Annotated in this window: 16 protein-coding genes; 12 read left to right on the forward strand and 4 right to left on the reverse strand. The window is 59.8% G+C overall.

Annotated features, from left to right (window positions below; translation table 11 throughout):
• Positions 1 to 146: 146 nt before the first annotated feature.
• Complete coding sequence (locus tag ACR0B5_RS10185) at positions 147 to 491, forward strand: YbaB/EbfC family nucleoid-associated protein (protein WP_170328851.1); 345 nt, start codon at positions 147 to 149, stop codon at positions 489 to 491.
• A gap of 61 nt (positions 492 to 552) precedes the next feature.
• Positions 553 to 1,146 (forward strand): recombination mediator RecR, encoded by a 594-nt coding sequence (recR, locus tag ACR0B5_RS10190; protein ID WP_480540224.1) that lies wholly within the window; start codon positions 553 to 555, stop codon positions 1,144 to 1,146.
• Positions 1,147 to 1,215: 69 nt separating this feature from the next.
• Here the strand turns inward: recR and ACR0B5_RS10195 are convergent, their stop codons facing one another.
• Entirely contained in the window at positions 1,216 to 1,713 is a 498-nt protein-coding gene (locus ACR0B5_RS10195; RefSeq protein WP_170666037.1) for a lactoylglutathione lyase family protein, read from the reverse strand.
• A 198-nt stretch (positions 1,714 to 1,911) separates the two neighbouring features.
• On the opposite strand from ACR0B5_RS10195, the gene ACR0B5_RS10200 reads away from it, so the two are divergent.
• Positions 1,912 to 2,400 carry a hypothetical protein gene (locus ACR0B5_RS10200; protein ID WP_170666038.1) on the forward strand — a complete coding sequence of 163 codons (489 nt, stop codon included), beginning with the start codon at positions 1,912 to 1,914 and terminating at the stop codon, positions 2,398 to 2,400.
• Here the strand turns inward: ACR0B5_RS10200 and ACR0B5_RS10205 are convergent.
• Positions 2,397 to 3,038 carry a ribonuclease T2 family protein gene (locus ACR0B5_RS10205; protein WP_480540225.1) on the reverse strand — a complete coding sequence of 214 codons (642 nt, stop codon included), beginning with the start codon at positions 3,036 to 3,038 and terminating at the stop codon, positions 2,397 to 2,399. The genes ACR0B5_RS10200 and ACR0B5_RS10205 overlap by 4 nt on opposite strands.
• Before the next feature lie 130 nt (positions 3,039 to 3,168).
• On the opposite strand from ACR0B5_RS10205, the gene ACR0B5_RS10210 reads away from it, so the two are divergent.
• On the forward strand, positions 3,169 to 3,933 hold the full coding sequence (locus tag ACR0B5_RS10210; RefSeq protein WP_480540226.1) for a DUF1013 domain-containing protein: 765 nt from the start codon (positions 3,169 to 3,171) through the stop codon (positions 3,931 to 3,933).
• 52 nt (positions 3,934 to 3,985) lie between these two features.
• Positions 3,986 to 4,375 carry a hypothetical protein gene (locus ACR0B5_RS10215; RefSeq protein ID WP_170661522.1) on the forward strand — a complete coding sequence of 130 codons (390 nt, stop codon included), beginning with the start codon at positions 3,986 to 3,988 and terminating at the stop codon, positions 4,373 to 4,375.
• A gap of 53 nt (positions 4,376 to 4,428) precedes the next feature.
• Here the strand turns inward: ACR0B5_RS10215 and ACR0B5_RS10220 are convergent, their stop codons facing one another.
• Positions 4,429 to 5,460 (reverse strand): permease, encoded by a 1,032-nt coding sequence (locus ACR0B5_RS10220; protein ID WP_475218526.1) that lies wholly within the window; start codon positions 5,458 to 5,460, stop codon positions 4,429 to 4,431.
• Complete coding sequence (locus tag ACR0B5_RS10225) at positions 5,453 to 5,761, reverse strand: winged helix-turn-helix domain-containing protein (RefSeq protein WP_170766627.1); 309 nt, start codon at positions 5,759 to 5,761, stop codon at positions 5,453 to 5,455. Before ACR0B5_RS10225 ends, ACR0B5_RS10220 begins: the two co-directional genes overlap by 8 nt.
• A 132-nt stretch (positions 5,762 to 5,893) precedes the next feature.
• On the opposite strand from ACR0B5_RS10225, the gene pdxR reads away from it, so the two are divergent.
• The 7 genes from pdxR to ACR0B5_RS10260 all read left to right on the forward strand — a co-directional run bounded on the left by pdxR (position 5,894) and on the right by ACR0B5_RS10260 (position 15,979).
• On the forward strand, positions 5,894 to 7,354 hold the full coding sequence (pdxR, locus tag ACR0B5_RS10230; protein ID WP_425083547.1) for a MocR-like pyridoxine biosynthesis transcription factor PdxR: 1,461 nt from the start codon (positions 5,894 to 5,896) through the stop codon (positions 7,352 to 7,354).
• 129 nt (positions 7,355 to 7,483) lie between these two features.
• Positions 7,484 to 9,262: a sulfoacetaldehyde acetyltransferase gene (xsc, locus tag ACR0B5_RS10235; protein ID WP_170642664.1), complete on the forward strand. Its 1,779-nt coding sequence runs from the start codon at positions 7,484 to 7,486 to the stop codon at positions 9,260 to 9,262.
• Positions 9,263 to 9,267: 5 nt separating this feature from the next.
• Positions 9,268 to 10,305 carry a phosphate acetyltransferase gene (gene pta, locus ACR0B5_RS10240; protein ID WP_480525786.1) on the forward strand — a complete coding sequence of 346 codons (1,038 nt, stop codon included), beginning with the start codon at positions 9,268 to 9,270 and terminating at the stop codon, positions 10,303 to 10,305.
• 55 nt (positions 10,306 to 10,360) lie between these two features.
• Positions 10,361 to 11,392 carry a YeiH family protein gene (locus ACR0B5_RS10245; protein ID WP_480540227.1) on the forward strand — a complete coding sequence of 344 codons (1,032 nt, stop codon included), beginning with the start codon at positions 10,361 to 10,363 and terminating at the stop codon, positions 11,390 to 11,392.
• A 27-nt stretch (positions 11,393 to 11,419) separates the two neighbouring features.
• On the forward strand, positions 11,420 to 14,239 hold the full coding sequence (locus ACR0B5_RS10250; protein WP_480540228.1) for a molybdopterin oxidoreductase family protein: 2,820 nt from the start codon (positions 11,420 to 11,422) through the stop codon (positions 14,237 to 14,239).
• A gap of 103 nt (positions 14,240 to 14,342) precedes the next feature.
• Positions 14,343 to 15,092: a 4Fe-4S dicluster domain-containing protein gene (locus tag ACR0B5_RS10255; protein ID WP_480540229.1), complete on the forward strand. Its 750-nt coding sequence runs from the start codon at positions 14,343 to 14,345 to the stop codon at positions 15,090 to 15,092.
• Positions 15,092 to 15,979, forward strand: coding sequence for a dimethyl sulfoxide reductase anchor subunit family protein (locus ACR0B5_RS10260; protein WP_480540230.1), 888 nt, complete (start codon positions 15,092 to 15,094; stop codon positions 15,977 to 15,979). The genes ACR0B5_RS10255 and ACR0B5_RS10260 overlap by 1 nt, the downstream gene beginning before the upstream one ends.
• Positions 15,980 to 16,022 lie beyond the last annotated feature (43 nt).

Raw genomic sequence — 16,022 nt, forward strand, 5'->3', positions numbered from 1 at the left:
CTCGGGCTTTGCCCGAGCGCTGCCGGGCCCAACGGGAGGAAAGGTCTTGCCAAAGACCTTGACGACGGGCGGGAGTGTGCTCTGCTCTTGTGTCACCACGGTGACCCCCGTATCTAGTCAAAAACCGGACCTACAGGAGAAGCAACATGCTCAAAGGACTAGGCGGCCTGGGCGATATGGCCAAGATGATGAAATCCGCGCAGGATCTTCAGACCAAGATGACCGAGATGCAGGAAGAGCTAAACAACCTTATGGTTGTAGGCGAGTCCGGCGCAGGGCTGGTCAAGGCAACCGCAACCGCCAAGGGAGAGCTGAAGGGCTTGGATATCGATCCGTCGATCTTCAATGGCGACGACAAGGAAGTGGTCGAGGATCTGATCCTTGCGGCCATCAAGGACGCTCAGACCAAAGCCGCCGAGCGCTCGCAGGCCGAAATGGCCAAACTGACCGAAAGCATGGGCCTGCCCGCAGACATCAAGCTGCCGTTCTGATCTCCATCTTTTCAATAATACTCCCGCCGGAGGCTCCCTCCGGCGCCAGACAGGACAGGCCGTGAGTTCCAACAGCGACATCGACAATCTGATTGACCTGATGGCCAAGCTCCCCGGCCTCGGCCCCCGCTCGGCCCGCCGCGCGGTGCTGCACCTGATCCGGAAGCGCTCCCTGCTGCTGACGCCTCTGTCCGACGTGATGCAGCAGGTCGCCATCACCGCCCGCGAATGCCTGAATTGCGGCAATGTGGGCACCACCGACATCTGTGACATCTGCAACGATGAGGCCCGCGCAACCGGAGAGCTGTGCGTGGTCGAGGACGTCGCCGACCTCTGGGCGATGGAGCGTGCCGGCGTATTCAAAGGCCGCTATCACGTGTTGGGCGGCACGCTGTCAGCGCTGGATGGTGTTGGCCCGGATGAGCTGCGCATTCCCCGCCTCAAGGATCGGGTGGTGGCCGAAGGCGTCTCCGAAATCATTCTGGCCCTGAACGCCACCGTCGACGGCCAGACCACGGCGCATTACATCGCCGATCAGTTGGAGGGGCAGGTCCGCCTCACCTCATTGGCACAAGGCGTGCCGATTGGTGGCGAGCTGGACTATCTGGATGACGGGACGATTACGGCGGCGTTGAGGGCGCGGAAGGAGCTTTGAGCAGTGCAAAACACAGCAACCGGAACGCTTTCACCCCTTCCGGTTGCACACGAGACTCCGCCTCGCATGTCAGGTGTAAGCACCCGACGAGTAGGTCAATTCGTAGGAATGGCTGTAGATCTCGAAGACAATACCAAAGGGGTCTTCGACGTAGACCATTCGGTAGGGTTTTTCTCCGGGATAATAGTATCGAATCGGCATCCGTTGTTTGCCACCGGCTGCAACGATTTTTTCTACTAGACCTTCGACATCCGGGTCTTGGACGCAAAAATGGAACGTACCATTCTGGCGAAAGTCGATATTGTTTTCCGGTACATAATTCCCGTCAAACTCGAAAAGCTCGAACCCGATGCGATCAGCAGTCGCGAGATGCGCGATACGTAGTTTTTTCCATTCCGGACCAAACACATCAGTGCACATGACACCAATATCCGTGTCATCCTCTACCACATCAGTCGGTGGCATGATCACGTAGAAACCAAGGACTTCGGAGTAGAACTTTACAGCATCGTCAACGTTTGGGACGGACAATCCGATGTGAGAGAACGTTCTTGGATGTTGCGGCATGGCTCGTTCCTTGTCTTATGGGGCAAAAACTATTGTGCCACAGCCGAGTTTCAAGCGCCTCCCCCGGCGAGACATAGCCGGGTTCGGCCATGCACATAGGTCTTCTTTCGCGGCGACCTCAGTCAAGAATGGCCTTTGCCTGCCGCACGCGGCGTGTACTATGGCTATGACCTTATCCGTTTGATTTTGGGAGCTGTTATGAAACGCCTTTTCGCCCTGGCACTTGCCGCCTTTACAGCCACTGCAGCGTTTTCTCAGCAACTGATCGACAAAGGCTTTGTCGACGGCTGGAACATCATGATGGACCCCGCGTTGGGCAATGGGTGCCTGATCCAGACGGTGTATCAGGACCTCTCGGTCGTTCGGATCGGCTATGACGCGCTAGGCAATCGCGGGTATTTCGCCGTCTACAACAAGGCCTGGGGCGATATCGAGCAAGGCAAAACTTACCCGATCCGATTTGCTCTGGACGGCAAAAGCTATGACGCTACCGCCATTGGCTTCAACGAGCGTGACGTCCCCGGCGCGACCGTATTTTTCACGGATCGGAATTTCGTCACTGCGATTGCTCAGAACAAGACGATGACGGTTTACAACCCGGCCGGCGAAGTGGTGATGGCCATCGACCTCAAAGGCACCGCCAAGGCGCTGGAATACGCGCGAGATTGTCAGAATAAAAAGCTCTAGCGAATCGGGTCGAACAGGGCGTCCTTGGCCGTGCAGTCCCGGATGACATCGCGGCCACAGGGCACGGGATCAAGGTCGCGGGACAGGCACAGGCGGACCTCTTCGATATAGCCCTGTTTACAGGTGATGGTGATCATGTCGCGCTCGAGAGCTGGGTTGGCTTTTAGAAAGGCCTCTTCGACGATCGACGCGGGCAGATTGACCGAGGTATCAAGCTGCCGGAACACCTCGGGCCGGGTCACGCGACCATAAGCTTCGCGCGACAGATCCATATAGCCCTGCGCCGACAGGCCCGAGCAAGTGCCGTGTTTCTTCCACTGATGCCATGCAAGGCCCGCACTGCCCTGAATATCCTCCATCGCGCGGGTCATTGCGCGCGACGGCGGGGCCTCGGGCGTGCGGCAAAGGGAGGGCCAGCCCTGATGGAACTGAGGCCAGAGCCCGTGCAATATCCAGCCATGCTCATGCCGGGCGTCGCATTGGTCCGACCCGCGGGCATCCCCTTCGCGCGCGCACCAGTTCGGAGACCAGCTCAGCGCGAGGACGTAATAGTCGAACTCACCGGCCTTTTCGCCCTCGGCCAGCCCAGCAACTGCGCTTGTGACCCACAAAACCAGCGCTAAAAACCCTTGGCGCATTCGCCTCTTCCCTTCTTGCGTCGCGGCGACTATATACACCCCAAGTTCCCCGACAACGGAAACCTGCCCCAAAACCCCGGGGCCGCCGAATTCCGGCGACGGGACAGATGTATGTATAGGAGACGGGCTGATGGCAAAACCGCTTATGGCCAAGGCAACAGCCGTATGGCTGGTGGACAACACCACGATCAGCTTCAAGCAGATCGCGGATTTCGTAGGGATGCACGAGCTTGAAGTGCAGGGCATTGCCGATGGCGATGTGGCCGCTGGTGTCAAAGGGTTCGACCCGCTTGCCAACAACCAGCTGACACAGGAAGAGATCGACTCGGCGCAGAACAATCCACTGCACAAACTGAAGCTCAAGTTCAACCCGTCGGCAACGGGCGAGGAAAAGCGCCGTGGTCCGCGCTATACCCCGCTGTCCAAGCGTCAGGACCGTCCGAACTCGATCCTGTGGCTGGTCAAGTTCCACCCTGAACTCAGCGACGGTCAGATCGCCAAGCTGGTTGGCACCACCAAGCCGACCATCCAGTCGATCCGCGAACGCACGCACTGGAACATCGCCAACATGCAGCCCATCGACCCAGTTGCCTTGGGCCTGTGCAAACAGTCCGAACTGGACGCCGTGGTGCAGAAAGCCGCTGCGAAGAAAGCGGCTGAAGGCGGCGTGATGAGCGATGACGAGCGCCGCAAGCTGGTCTCGACCGAGCAGTCGCTGGAAATGGATGCAGCGCCGAAGATCCCGACCGCGATTGAAGGTCTGGAAACCTTCTCGCTGTCGGACGAGCCGGAAGCCGAGAAGGAAGACAGTGATCCGATCGTGGACGCCGACAGCTTCTTCAACCTGCCCAAAGGCGGTGGGGACGACGAAGACGAAGACGATCTGCGCCCCTGATTTCTGACCCGCCCCGGTCTAAACTGGCCGGGGCGTTTTCTTGGGACCTCTCATGCTCAACATTCTATCTGCCATCTTTGGCCCACACCGCGCCGTAACGATCTACGCCTTCCTAAAAACCTGGGGTTTGGGTCTGGCCGCTGCCGTGGTCATGGCTTTCATCGTCGGCGGTCTTTTCCTGTTGGGGGATGACGGCGAGCATGAGCATCATTCTTTCATGACCGTCCCGGTTCTGTCGGCCACAGCGATCAACGGGGACCTGAAAAACGGGGTCATCGCTTCGGTTCGTCTGCCGGATGGAACGGCCACGTCGATCACCTCGACCGAGGCGCCAATATCCCAATCGGTGGGCACCAGCGCCTGCGTGGAAAAACGCGTCTACGTGGAAAGCGGAGAGGCACGATACCGGTTCAAACTGCCTCGGTTCTGCGAGGCTGGGTGATCCCAAACGAACCAGAGAAAAACGCCCGGGCACTGCGCCGGGCGTTTTCTTTTTCAGAGCATCTGGAACAAGATCCCGGCGACAATCGCGCCCCCGACCCCGAGGGTCAGATAGGTGGCAAAGACGCGCGGTTTCACCAATGACCAGACCGCAGCCATGGCCGGGATTGAGCTTACCGCCCCTGCCACCATGAAGGACATGGCCGCGCCCGCCGTCATGCCTTGCTCCATCAGCCCCGCCAAAAGCGGTGGCGCGACGTAGGAGTTCAGATAGGCGGGCATTCCGACCAGCGCGGCAACGACGATGGGCAGAACGCCTTCTCCGCCGACAACGCGCGCGATCAGGTCTGCAGGCACATAGCTGACCAGAAGCGCCTCAAGCACATAGGCCAGAGCAAGCCATTTCAGCAGGAAAATACCGTTATGCACGAACTCAGAGCGGAAACGCTGACGGCGTTCGGGTTCCTGCCAGAACTTCCAGACGGGTTTGTCATCCAGCTTGGGGCCGCAGCCACAGCAACCAGCGGGTTTGTATTCGCGCAGGGGCTGAGCGAAGGCTCCGTTGCGCATCAGAAGGCGCACAGCGAACCCGCCGAACAGGCCCAAGGCAACCGCTGCAACAGCCTTGCCGATGGCAAAAGGCCACCCCAACGCGCCTGCGGTGATCAGCAATGTCGGCGGATCAATCAGCGGAGAGCTAAGCCAGAAGGCCATCACCGCAGACAGCGGCGCACCCAGTGCCAGAAGCCCGGCGATGAACGGGATCACCTCGCAGGAACAAAACGGCGCAAGCCCTCCGAACAAGGCAGCCAGAAAGATCATCCGGGTTTCCCGCCCCTCAAAAGCGCGCGCCACCATAACCTCGGCCCCAGTGGCCTTGAGATAGGACAGCAGAAGTACGGCGAACAGGATATACTGGCCCGTATGCGCCAGCGCCTTGGCGGCGAAGGTTACGACCTCAGCCCAGTTGCCCGGATCGAAAACTGCGACCAACGCCAGTATCGCGACGATCAAAGCCCAAGGCGTTTTGATCACATCCAGCGCGAGTTTGGCCGAGGCTTTTGGGTTTTGTGATAGTTCAGCCATCGTTTGCGGCCTTTCCTACTTCGTCTGCGCAGCATTCGCTTAGAATAAACTGCGCCAGGTTTCGCAACTCGTTGAAACAGGCGCGATTGATCGTCGTGCGCCCGTTCTTTTCCTGTTCAACCACACCACCTGCAGCCAGAAACCGAAGGTGATGCGCAAGGGTGGAGGGGGCGATGCCGGTACGTGTCTGGATCTCACCCACGGTCAGACCGGCCTGCCCGGCCCTCACAAGTGTTTTCAGAACCTTCAACCGGGCCTCGGACCCCATGGCCGAAAATCCTGCTGCAGCGGTTTCCCACATCTGAATTTTCCATTAAACTAGATTTCTAGTTATTTAGGTGATTCGAATTTACTCGTCAAGCCGCATCACAAATTCACTCCGAGGCATGTAAGTCCAGATTGCCACCGCCTTAAGTCCAATCTATAAGCGCTCATGGCTATCTCGGTTGACACTTTCTTTCTTGAGCTGAACGGACAGGGGACTCTGCAGGCGCAAATCCAGCAGATGATCGCCGAAGGCATTCTGTCGGGTCGGTTCCACATTGGGGAAAAGCTACCGTCGTCCCGCAAGCTGGCAACCCATCTGGGCGTCAGTCGGATTACGGTGACACTGGCCTATACCGAACTTCTGGCCAATGACTACCTGACCGCCAAAGGGCGTTCGGGCTACTATGTATCAGAAAATGCGCCGGTCCCGCCGAAATACACACCCGTCCCGCGCAGCGAAGAGACGGTCGACTGGGACAACGCGCTGGCCCGGCGGTTTTCGGGCGGTAATGTGCTGACCAAACCTCAGGACTGGCGCAACTACAAATACCCGTTCATCTACGGGCAGGCTGACCGGACACTGTTTGACCACGCGAATTGGCGGCTATGTGCGGTTCGGGCGCTGGGACACAAGGATTTCGAGTCCCTAACGACTGACTACGCTGATCAGGACGACCCGCTGCTGGTCGAGTTCATTGCCCGCCACACCCTGCCACGCCGAGGCATCACCGCCCGCCCCGAAGAGATCCTGATCACGCTTGGCGCGCAGAACGCGTTGTGGCTGGCCTCGCGCATTCTTTTGAAAAAAGGGCGCACAGCGGCAATCGAAGACCCCTGCTACTACGCGTTGCGTGAGCTGCTGAGCCATTCGGATTGCACCATGGCCCCGATTCGCGTGGATGGTGACGGTCTGCCGCCCGAGGCCCTGCCAGACGACACCGATGTTATCTTTACCACCCCCAGCCACCAAAGCCCCACAACGGCCACCATGCCCGTCAGCCGCAGAACCGCCCTCTTGGAACGCGCGTCCGCGCTGAACGCCATGATCGTTGAGGACGACTACGAGTTCGAGATGGCCTATCTAGGCGCACCTTCACCCGCGCTCAAGTCGATGGATCGCGACGGGCGGGTGGTCTATGTGGGCAGCTTCTCGAAATCGCTGTTTCCGGGGTTGCGTCTGGGCTACATGGTCGGGTCCGAGACCTTCATCCGCGAGGCACGCGCGCTGCGGTCGCTCGTGTTGCGGCATCCACCCGGGCATGTTCAGCGCACGGCAGCCTATTTCCTGTCACTCGGGCACTACGACGCTCAGATCAGGCGCATGTCTAACGCCCTGGCCCAACGGCGCGAGGCGTTGGACGAAGCCGTTCAGACCCATGCGCTGCAGGTCGCGGGGCGCGGCGTGCTCGGCGGGTCCTCCATATGGATGCAGGCCCCCGCGCATGTGGACACCGCGCAGCTGGCGGCCACGTTGCAGGCGCAAGGGGTGCATATCGAACCTGGCGCGCCGTTCTTTTCGGGGCCAAGGCCGCCTGGGAATTTCTACCGTCTGGGATATTCCTCGATTGCACCCGACCGCATCGAGGCCGGGGTGAAACTGATCGCGGATGCGATCCGGGCCAGTTAGCCCTCGGCTGGACGTATTCCGCCGCCTCATCTGGCCCTAACGCCATCCGCACCCATACGCCAAAACCGTATCAAAGGCCGGGCTGAACCCCCCCGGCCAATTCACGCATTCAGTTTTGGAGAGCCACCGATGAAAATGACCACGGAAGAAGCCTTTGTTAAGGTTCTGCAGATGCACGGGATCGAGCATGCCTTTGGCATCATCGGTTCTGCCATGATGCCGATCTCGGATATTTTCGGGAAAGCTGGCATCACCTTCTGGGATTGCGCGCATGAAGGCTCGGGCGGCATGATGGCCGACGGCTACACCCGCGCCACCGGCAAAATGTCGATGATGATTGCGCAGAACGGCCCGGGCATCACCAACTTTGTCACCGCCGTCAAAACCGCCTACTGGAACCACACCCCGCTGCTGCTGGTCACTCCTCAGGCCGCGAACAAGACCATGGGCCAGGGCGGTTTCCAGGAAATGGAACAGATGCGGATGTTCGCAGACTGCGTCTGCTATCAGGAAGAAGTACGCGACCCGTCGCGCATGGCCGAAGTCCTCAGCCGCGTGATCACCAAAGCCAAGCGCGCCTCCGCCCCGGCACAGATCAACGTACCCCGTGACTTCTTCACTCAAGTTGTCGACATCGAGCTGCCTGCAGTGGTCGAATTCGAACTGCCTTCGGGCGGCGCCTCTGCCGTGACCGAAGCTGCCGCTCTGCTGTCCGATGCCAAGAACCCAGTCATCCTTAACGGTGCTGGCACGGTACTGTCCGCGGGCGGCATCGAAGCGTCGAAAGAACTGGCCGAGCGTCTGGACGCCCCCGTGTGCGTTGGCTACCAGCACAACGACGCTTTCCCCGGCTCGCACCCGCTGTTTGCTGGCCCTCTGGGTTACAACGGCTCGAAAGCTGCGATGGAGCTGATAAAGGAAGCAGACGTGGTTCTCTGCCTTGGTACACGTCTGAACCCGTTCTCGACCCTGCCCGGATACGGTATGGAGTACTGGCCGACTGAAGCGAAAATCATTCAGGTCGACATCAACCCGGACCGCATCGGCCTGACCAAGAAGGTCTCCGTTGGTATCGTTGGCGACGCAGCCACCGTTGCAACCAGCATCCTGGCACAGCTTTCGGGCACTGCGGGCGATGAAGGCCGCGATGCGCGTAAGGCGAAAATCGCTGAAACCAAGTCGCGTTGGGCGCAGGAACTGACCTCAATGGACCACGAGCAGGACGACCCGGGCACCACCTGGAACGAACGCGCCCGTGCAGCCAAGCCGGACTGGATGAGCCCGCGCATGGCGTGGCGTGCGATTCAGTCCGCACTGCCGAAAGAGGCGATCATCTCGTCCGACATCGGCAACAACTGCGCCATCGGCAACGCTTACCCCTCGTTTGAGGAGGGCCGCAAATATCTGGCCCCTGGCTTGTTCGGCCCCTGTGGCTATGGTCTGCCGTCAGTGATCGGCGCCAAGATCGGCTGCCCGGATGTGCCCGTTGTTGGTTTCTCGGGCGACGGTGCCTTTGGTATCGCCGTAACCGAGCTGACTGCAATCGGCCGTGAAGAATGGCCCGCGGTGACCCAGATCGTCTTCCGCAACTACCAGTGGGGCGCTGAAAAGCGGAACTCGACCCTGTGGTTCGACGACAACTTCGTCGGCACCGAATTGGACACCAAGGTCTCTTACGCCGGTATCGCGGAAGCCTGCGGTCTGAAAGGCGTCGTCGCCCGTACGCAGGACGAACTGACAGCTGCGCTGAACCAGGCGATTGAAGATCAGAAGAACGGCATCACCACCTTGATCGAAGCCATGATCAACCAGGAACTGGGTGAGCCGTTCCGTCGCGACGCGATGAAGAAGCCGGTTGCGGTTGCGGGTATCGAAGCAGCAGACATGAAGCCGCAAGTCGAGGCCTGATCGCGGTGAAGCCCCTCCATCAAATTCTCGGGGCTGCGACCAGTTCCAAAAAGACCATCGCCCTTGCTGAGGGCGATGATCCACGTGTTGTAGAAGGTGCGCTGAAAGCACGTACCGAAGATGCAGCCGATATTATCCTTGTCGGCGATCAGACCAAAGTTGCCTCTTTGCTGGCTGAAAAAGGCGGAACGGATGTTGCCGGGATAGACATCCACGATCCGGCAACTTCGCCCCACTTGGATCGCTTTGCTGATGCCTATTTCGAACTGCGCAAACACAAAGGCGTAACGCCTGAGACTGCGAAGTCGCTGGTGCAAAACCGTCTGAACTACGCCGCGATGTTGGTCCATCTCGGGCTGGCTGACGGCACGGTCGGCGGTGCTGTGGAAACCACGTCGGACACTGTTCGCGCCGCTTTGCAGATCATCGGCAAAGCACCTGACGCCCATATGGTGTCCAGCTTCTTTCTGATGATCTATGACCGCGACCACCACACGGTTCAGGGCGCCCATATTTTCGCCGACTGCGGGCTGGTCGTTGATCCGAACGAACGCGAGTTGGCCGAGATCGCTCAGGCCTCGGCCGCATCCTATCGCACACTCACCGGGAAAGAGCCTCGTGTTGCGATGCTATCTTTCTCGACGAGCGGCAGCGCCAGCCATCCGAAAGTGTCAAAGGTGGTTGAGGCCACACAAATCGCCAAAACCGCCAATCCGGACCTGATCATCGACGGAGAGTTGCAGTTCGACGCTGCCTATGTGCCAGAGGTCGCCAGTAAGAAAGCCAAGAATTCGCCATTGGCAGGGAAAGCAAACGTGTTTGTCTTTCCCAACCTCGATGCGGGCAACCTGGGGTACAAGATCGCCCAACGTATTGGCGGGGCCGAGGCCATTGGGCCTGTTCTACAAGGCTTGGCAAAACCCGCAAACGACCTGTCGCGCGGCTGCTCTTCGGACGATGTGTTGCACATGATCGCCGTGACCGCCGTGCAGGCACAACAAGTGGGTTCATCGCAAGAGCCAGCTCATCCAGCTACTGCATAACCTCTGCGGCTTTGCCGTTTAACTGTAAACGTGTTCAAGAAAGATCAACGAACCGATGCTGGGTAAGACTGAACTCAAAAGCTCCTTAGGCGCGGATGTCGCCCAGACGGCTCGAACCATGTTCCCCGGGGTTATGGTGGCGATCACCGTAGCCGTAACGGCAAAATTCCTGTCGGAACACTACGCGACCCCAGCCATGCTGATGGCCTTGCTGCTTGGCATCGCACTCAGCTTTCTGGGCGAAGAGGGCAAGACTGTCCCCGGCATCGGTTTTGCAGCCCGATCCCTGCTGCGGCTTGGCGTGGCGCTTTTGGGTGTGCGGATTTCTATGACGCTAATGATGGGATTGGGTTGGGACCTGATCGCCCTTGTGGTTGGCGGCGTATTGGCCACCATCGCGTTCGGTCTTTTGATCGCACGTTTCTTTGGTCACAAATGGCGTTTCGCGTTCCTGACGGCGGGCTCTGTCGCCATCTGTGGCGCGTCTGCGGCAATGGCGATCAGCGCCATCCTGCCTAAAGACGAACGATCCGAAGAGCGGCTGATTTTCACCGTTCTCGGCGTCACTGTCCTGTCGACCATCGCCATGATCGCCTATCCGATTCTAGTGCGCACGCTGGGCATGGATGACGTAGCGGGCGGTGTGTTTCTGGGCGGAACGATCCACGACGTGGCACAGGTTGTCGGCGCAGGCTTCTCAATCTCTGAACAAACCGGCGACACCGCCACGCTGGTCAAACTGTTCCGCGTGGCGATGCTGGCCCCGGTGGTTCTGGTCGCCTCGCTGATCATCCGCAGCGTCACCGACATGGACGAAGCAGGCAAGCGCCCTCCGATCCTGCCCGGATTTGTGATCGGGTTTCTGGTGCTGGCCGCGGCCAGCTCGTTCGGCCTGATCCCGCCCTTCCTGTCCGAGTTACTCAGCCAGACTTCCCGCTGGCTGCTTTTGATCGCGATCGCGGCGGTTGGAATGAAGACGAACCTGAAACAAATCCTCTCGGTCGGAGGCGCAGCCATCGCCCTGATCGTCGTGGAAACTCTTTTTATTGCAGGAATTATCCTCGCCGGACTAACATTCCTAACCTGACCCGCCGCCCCGACATAAGGACGCCAGATGACAATCCAGCAACCGAAGATCGACACCAGCCCGAAAGTCTCGGACGAGATCCGGCGCACCACCTGTTATATGTGCGCCTGCCGCTGCGGCATCAATGTTCACATGAAGGACGGCAAGGTTGCCTATATCGAGGGCAACCGCGATCACCCGGTCAACAAAGGCGTGCTTTGCGCCAAGGGCAGCGCAGGCATCATGCAGGTCAACGCGCCCTCGCGCCTGCGCAAGCCTCTGCGGCGGGTCGGTCCGCGTGGCTCGGGTGAGTTCCGCGAGATCGAATGGGACGAGGCGATCAGCACTGCCGTCGGTTGGCTGAACGAGTTGCACGAGACCGCACCGCACAAGCTGGCCTTCTTCACCGGGCGCGACCAGAGTCAGAGCTTCACCAGCTTCTGGGCACAGAATTTTGGTACGCCCAACTATGCGGCCCATGGCGGGTTCTGCTCAGTCAACATGGCAGCGGGCGGCATTTACACGATGGGCGGCGCGTTTTGGGAGTTCGGCCAGCCCGATTGGGACCATACCAAGCTGTTCATGCTGTTCGGTGTGGCCGAGGACCACGACAGTAACCCGATCAAGATGGGCATCGGCAAGATCAAGGCGCGCGGCGCGCGGGTGATCGGGGTGAACCCGATCCGCTCGGGATATAACGCCATTGCCGATGATTGGGTCGGGATCACGCCGGGCACCGATGGGCTGTTCATCCTGTCGCTGATCCATGTGCTGATGAAGGCTGGCAAGATCGACCTCGACTACCTTGCCCGCTACACCAACGCGCCGGTTCTGGTGAATGCTTCTGACGGCCCGGAGAAGGGCCTGTTCCTGCGCGACGCCGACGGAAAGCCTTTGGTGATCGACCGTGTGACCGGCGAACCAACCGCCTTTGACAAACCCGGCGTGCGCCCGGATCTGTCCGCCACCTATGACAAGGATAGCGTAACTCACCGCCCGGTCTTCCATCAGATGGCCGAGAAATACCTCTCGGACGATCACGCCCCCGAAAACGTGGCCGAGCGCTGTGGCATTCCGGCCCAAAAAATCCGCGCCATCGCCGCCGAAATCGCCCGCGTCGCCTTTGATGAGGCCATCGAGCTCGACCAGGAATGGACTGATTTCCGGGGCGAAAAGCACTCCAAGATGACAGGCCGCCCGGTTAGTTTCCACGCCATGCGGGGGATCTCGGCCCATGCCAACGGCTTTCAGACCTGCCGCGCGCTGCATGTGCTGCAGATCCTGCTGGGCACGGTCGAGGTCCCCGGTGGCTTTCGCTTCAAACCGCCCTACCCCAAACCCGTCGAGGCGCACCCAACGCCACACGGAGACCGCCGCCCGGGCCGCCCGCTGGAAGGCCCTCACCTTGGCTTCCCGCGCGGCCCCGAGGACCTGCTGCTAGACGAAGACGGCACCGCTCAGCGTATCGACAAGGCCTTTACATGGGAAAACCCGATGTCGGCCCACGGGCTGATGCACATGGTGATCTCGAACGCCGCCGCAGGCGATCCCTACAAGATCGACACGTTGTTCATGTATATGGCGAATATGTCGTGGAACTCCTCCATGAACACCAAAGGTGTGATGGAGATGCTGTCGGCCAAAACCGAAGACGGCAAATACGTCATCCCGCATATCATCTACTCGGATGCCTATTCCTCGGAAATGGTCGCCTATGCCGACCTGATCCTGCCCGACACCACTTATCTGGAGCGGCACGACTGTATCTCGCTGCTGGATCGCCCGATCTGCGAGGCCGACGCCGCTGCTGATGCGATTCGCTGGCCAGTGGTCGAACCCGACCGTGACGTGCGCGGGTTCCAATCGGTGCTGATTCAACTCGCCAACCGCATGAGCCTGCCGGGCTTCACCAACGAAGACGGCACACCGAAGTGGAAGGACTATGCCGACTATATCGTCAATCACCAGCGCAAGCCGGGCATCGGCCCTCTGGCCGGGTTCCGTGGCGAAGATGGCACCAAAGAAGGCCGCGGAGAGGTCAACCCGGACCAACTGAACCGCTATATCGACAACGGAGGCTTCTACGTCGCGCATATCCCCGCAGGTGCGGATTACTACAAACCGTGGAATACCGCCTATCAGGACTGGGCCGTTGGAATGGGCCTCTACGACAGTCCGCAGCCCTACCTGTTCCAGCTGTACTCCGAGCCGATGCGCAAATTCCAACTGGCCGCCGAAGGACACGGACCGAACCAGCCCCCCGACCACCTGCGACAACGCATCAAGGATGCCATGGACCCTCTGCCCATTTGGTACGAGACCGACCAGCAAGGCAACGAGGGCTTCACCGTCAACGCCTTAACCCAGAGGCCAATGGCGATGTACCACAGCTGGGGCACCCAAAACGCCTGGCTGAGGCAACTTCACGGGCGCAACCCGCTTTACGTCCCCACGAAGCTGATGCGCGAACACGGGCTGCAAGACGGCGACTGGGCCAAGGTTACCTCTCCTCACGGCGAGATCACCGTGCCCGTGATGGAGATGGCCGCGCTGAATGAAAACACCGTCTGGACATGGAACGCCATCGGCAAGCGCAAAGGTGCCTGGGCGCTGCAAGAGGACGCACCCGAGGCCACCAAGGGTTTCCTACTCAACCACCTGATCCATGAATTGCTACCGCCTAAAGGCGACGGTATGCGATGGGCCAACTCAGACCCGATCACCGGTCAGGCCGCGTGGTTCGACCTGAAAGTCAGGATCGAAAAGGCGGCCCCTCCAGCAGATACCGAAAGCCAACCCGAATTTGCCCCGATCAATTCCCCCGTAGGCACCGGCCCGAAGGATATCGCGTGGAAGGTAGGCAAATGATCCAATCTTCATCTGGCCAAAAATATCTCGGGGGTGAATTGAGCCAAAGGCTCAAGAGGGGGCTGGCCCCCTGCCCCGCCCACCAAAGCCGAGGTTCCCTGATATGACGCAACTTCCCCAGTCTACCGAACGCAAAATGGGCCTCGTTATCGACCTCGACACCTGTGTCGGGTGCCACGCCTGCGTGATTTCCTGCAAAGGCTGGAACACCGAAAACTACGGTGCACCCTTGTCTGATCAGGATGCCTATGGCGGCAACCCCTCGGGCACATTCCTGAACCGTGTCCACTCCTACGAGGTCACACCGACCGAGGGCCCTGCCCAACTGATCCACTTCCCCAAATCCTGCCTGCATTGCGAAGACGCACCCTGCGTTACGGTCTGCCCAACCGGAGCCAGCTACAAACGCGTCGAGGATGGGATCGTGCTAGTCAACGAAAGCGACTGCATCGGTTGCGGCCTCTGCGCCTGGTCCTGCCCCTATGGCGCGCGGGAAATGGACATGGCCGAGGGCGTGATGAAGAAATGCACCCTCTGCGTCGATCGCATCTACAACGAAAACCTGCCCGAAGTGGATCGGGTGCCGTCCTGCGTCCGCACCTGCCCAGCCGGAGCGCGTCATTTCGGGGACCTCGGCGATCCTAACAGCGACGTCAGCAAGCTGGTCGCTGAACGAGACGGTATGGACCTGATGCCAGAAATGGGCACCAAACCTGTCAACAAATACCTGCCGCCCCGCCCCAAGGATCAGATCGAGGACCAGATCGACATTCTGGCCCCACTGCTGGCCCCCGTCGCGGAAGAGCCCAAAGGGTTCCTCGGCTGGCTCGACAAAACTCTGGAGAAGCTCTGATGCATCCGGCCCCATCCGTTATCATCTTCACCACCTTGTCCGGCCTCGGCTTTGGGTTACTATTTTTCCTGGGCCTCGGGATGCCAAACGTTACAGGCTGGGTCGCCTTTGTCTTCTTCCTGATTGCCTACGGGCTGGCCCTCGGCGGATTGCTGGCGTCAACCTTTCACCTCGGTCACCCAGAGCGTGCTTGGAAGGCGTTCACGCAATGGCGCTCTAGCTGGCTCAGCCGCGAGGGTTGGTGCGCCGTGATCGCACTGGTCCTGATGGGCCTGTTCGCAATCGGTTCAGTTTTCATGGGCGAACGCTGGAGTCTTTTGGGCTGGCTCGGCGCGTTGTTCTCGCTGGCTACGGTGTTCACCACATCAATGATCTACACCCAGCTCAAGACGATCCCCCGTTGGAACATGAAGCTAACGCCGGCCATGTTCCTCAGCTTCAGCCTGGCCGGAGGAGCCCTGATGGCCGGTCAAACCTCGGTCGCGCTGCCTTTGCTGTTGATCGCCGCTCTGGTGCAGATTCTGTACTGGCGTCAGGGGGACAAGGCGCTTGCCAGCTCGGGGACTGACCTTGGGACAGCAACAGGATTGGGTCAGCGCGGGTCGGTGCGGGCGTTTGAGCCTCCGCATACCGGGACCAACTACTTGCTACGAGAGTTCGTCCACGTGGTTGGCCGCAAACATGCTGAGAAGCTGCGGATCATCTCGTTCCTGCTGGCCTTTGCTCTGCCCGTCGTGTTCGTCGCGATCCCATTGGAAGGGCTCGCGCTAAAACACCTGCTTGCGCTTCTGGCGGTCGTTTCGCACTTGGCTGGGGTTGCCGCGTCACGCTGGCTGTTCTTCGCGCAGGCAGAGCATGTGGTTGGGCTCTACTACGGCAAACGTTGAGCACCTTTGCAGCAAACAAAAAAGGGCGGCGCTCGATATTCGA

Source organism: Ruegeria sp. AG1 (genome assembly GCF_056541705.1).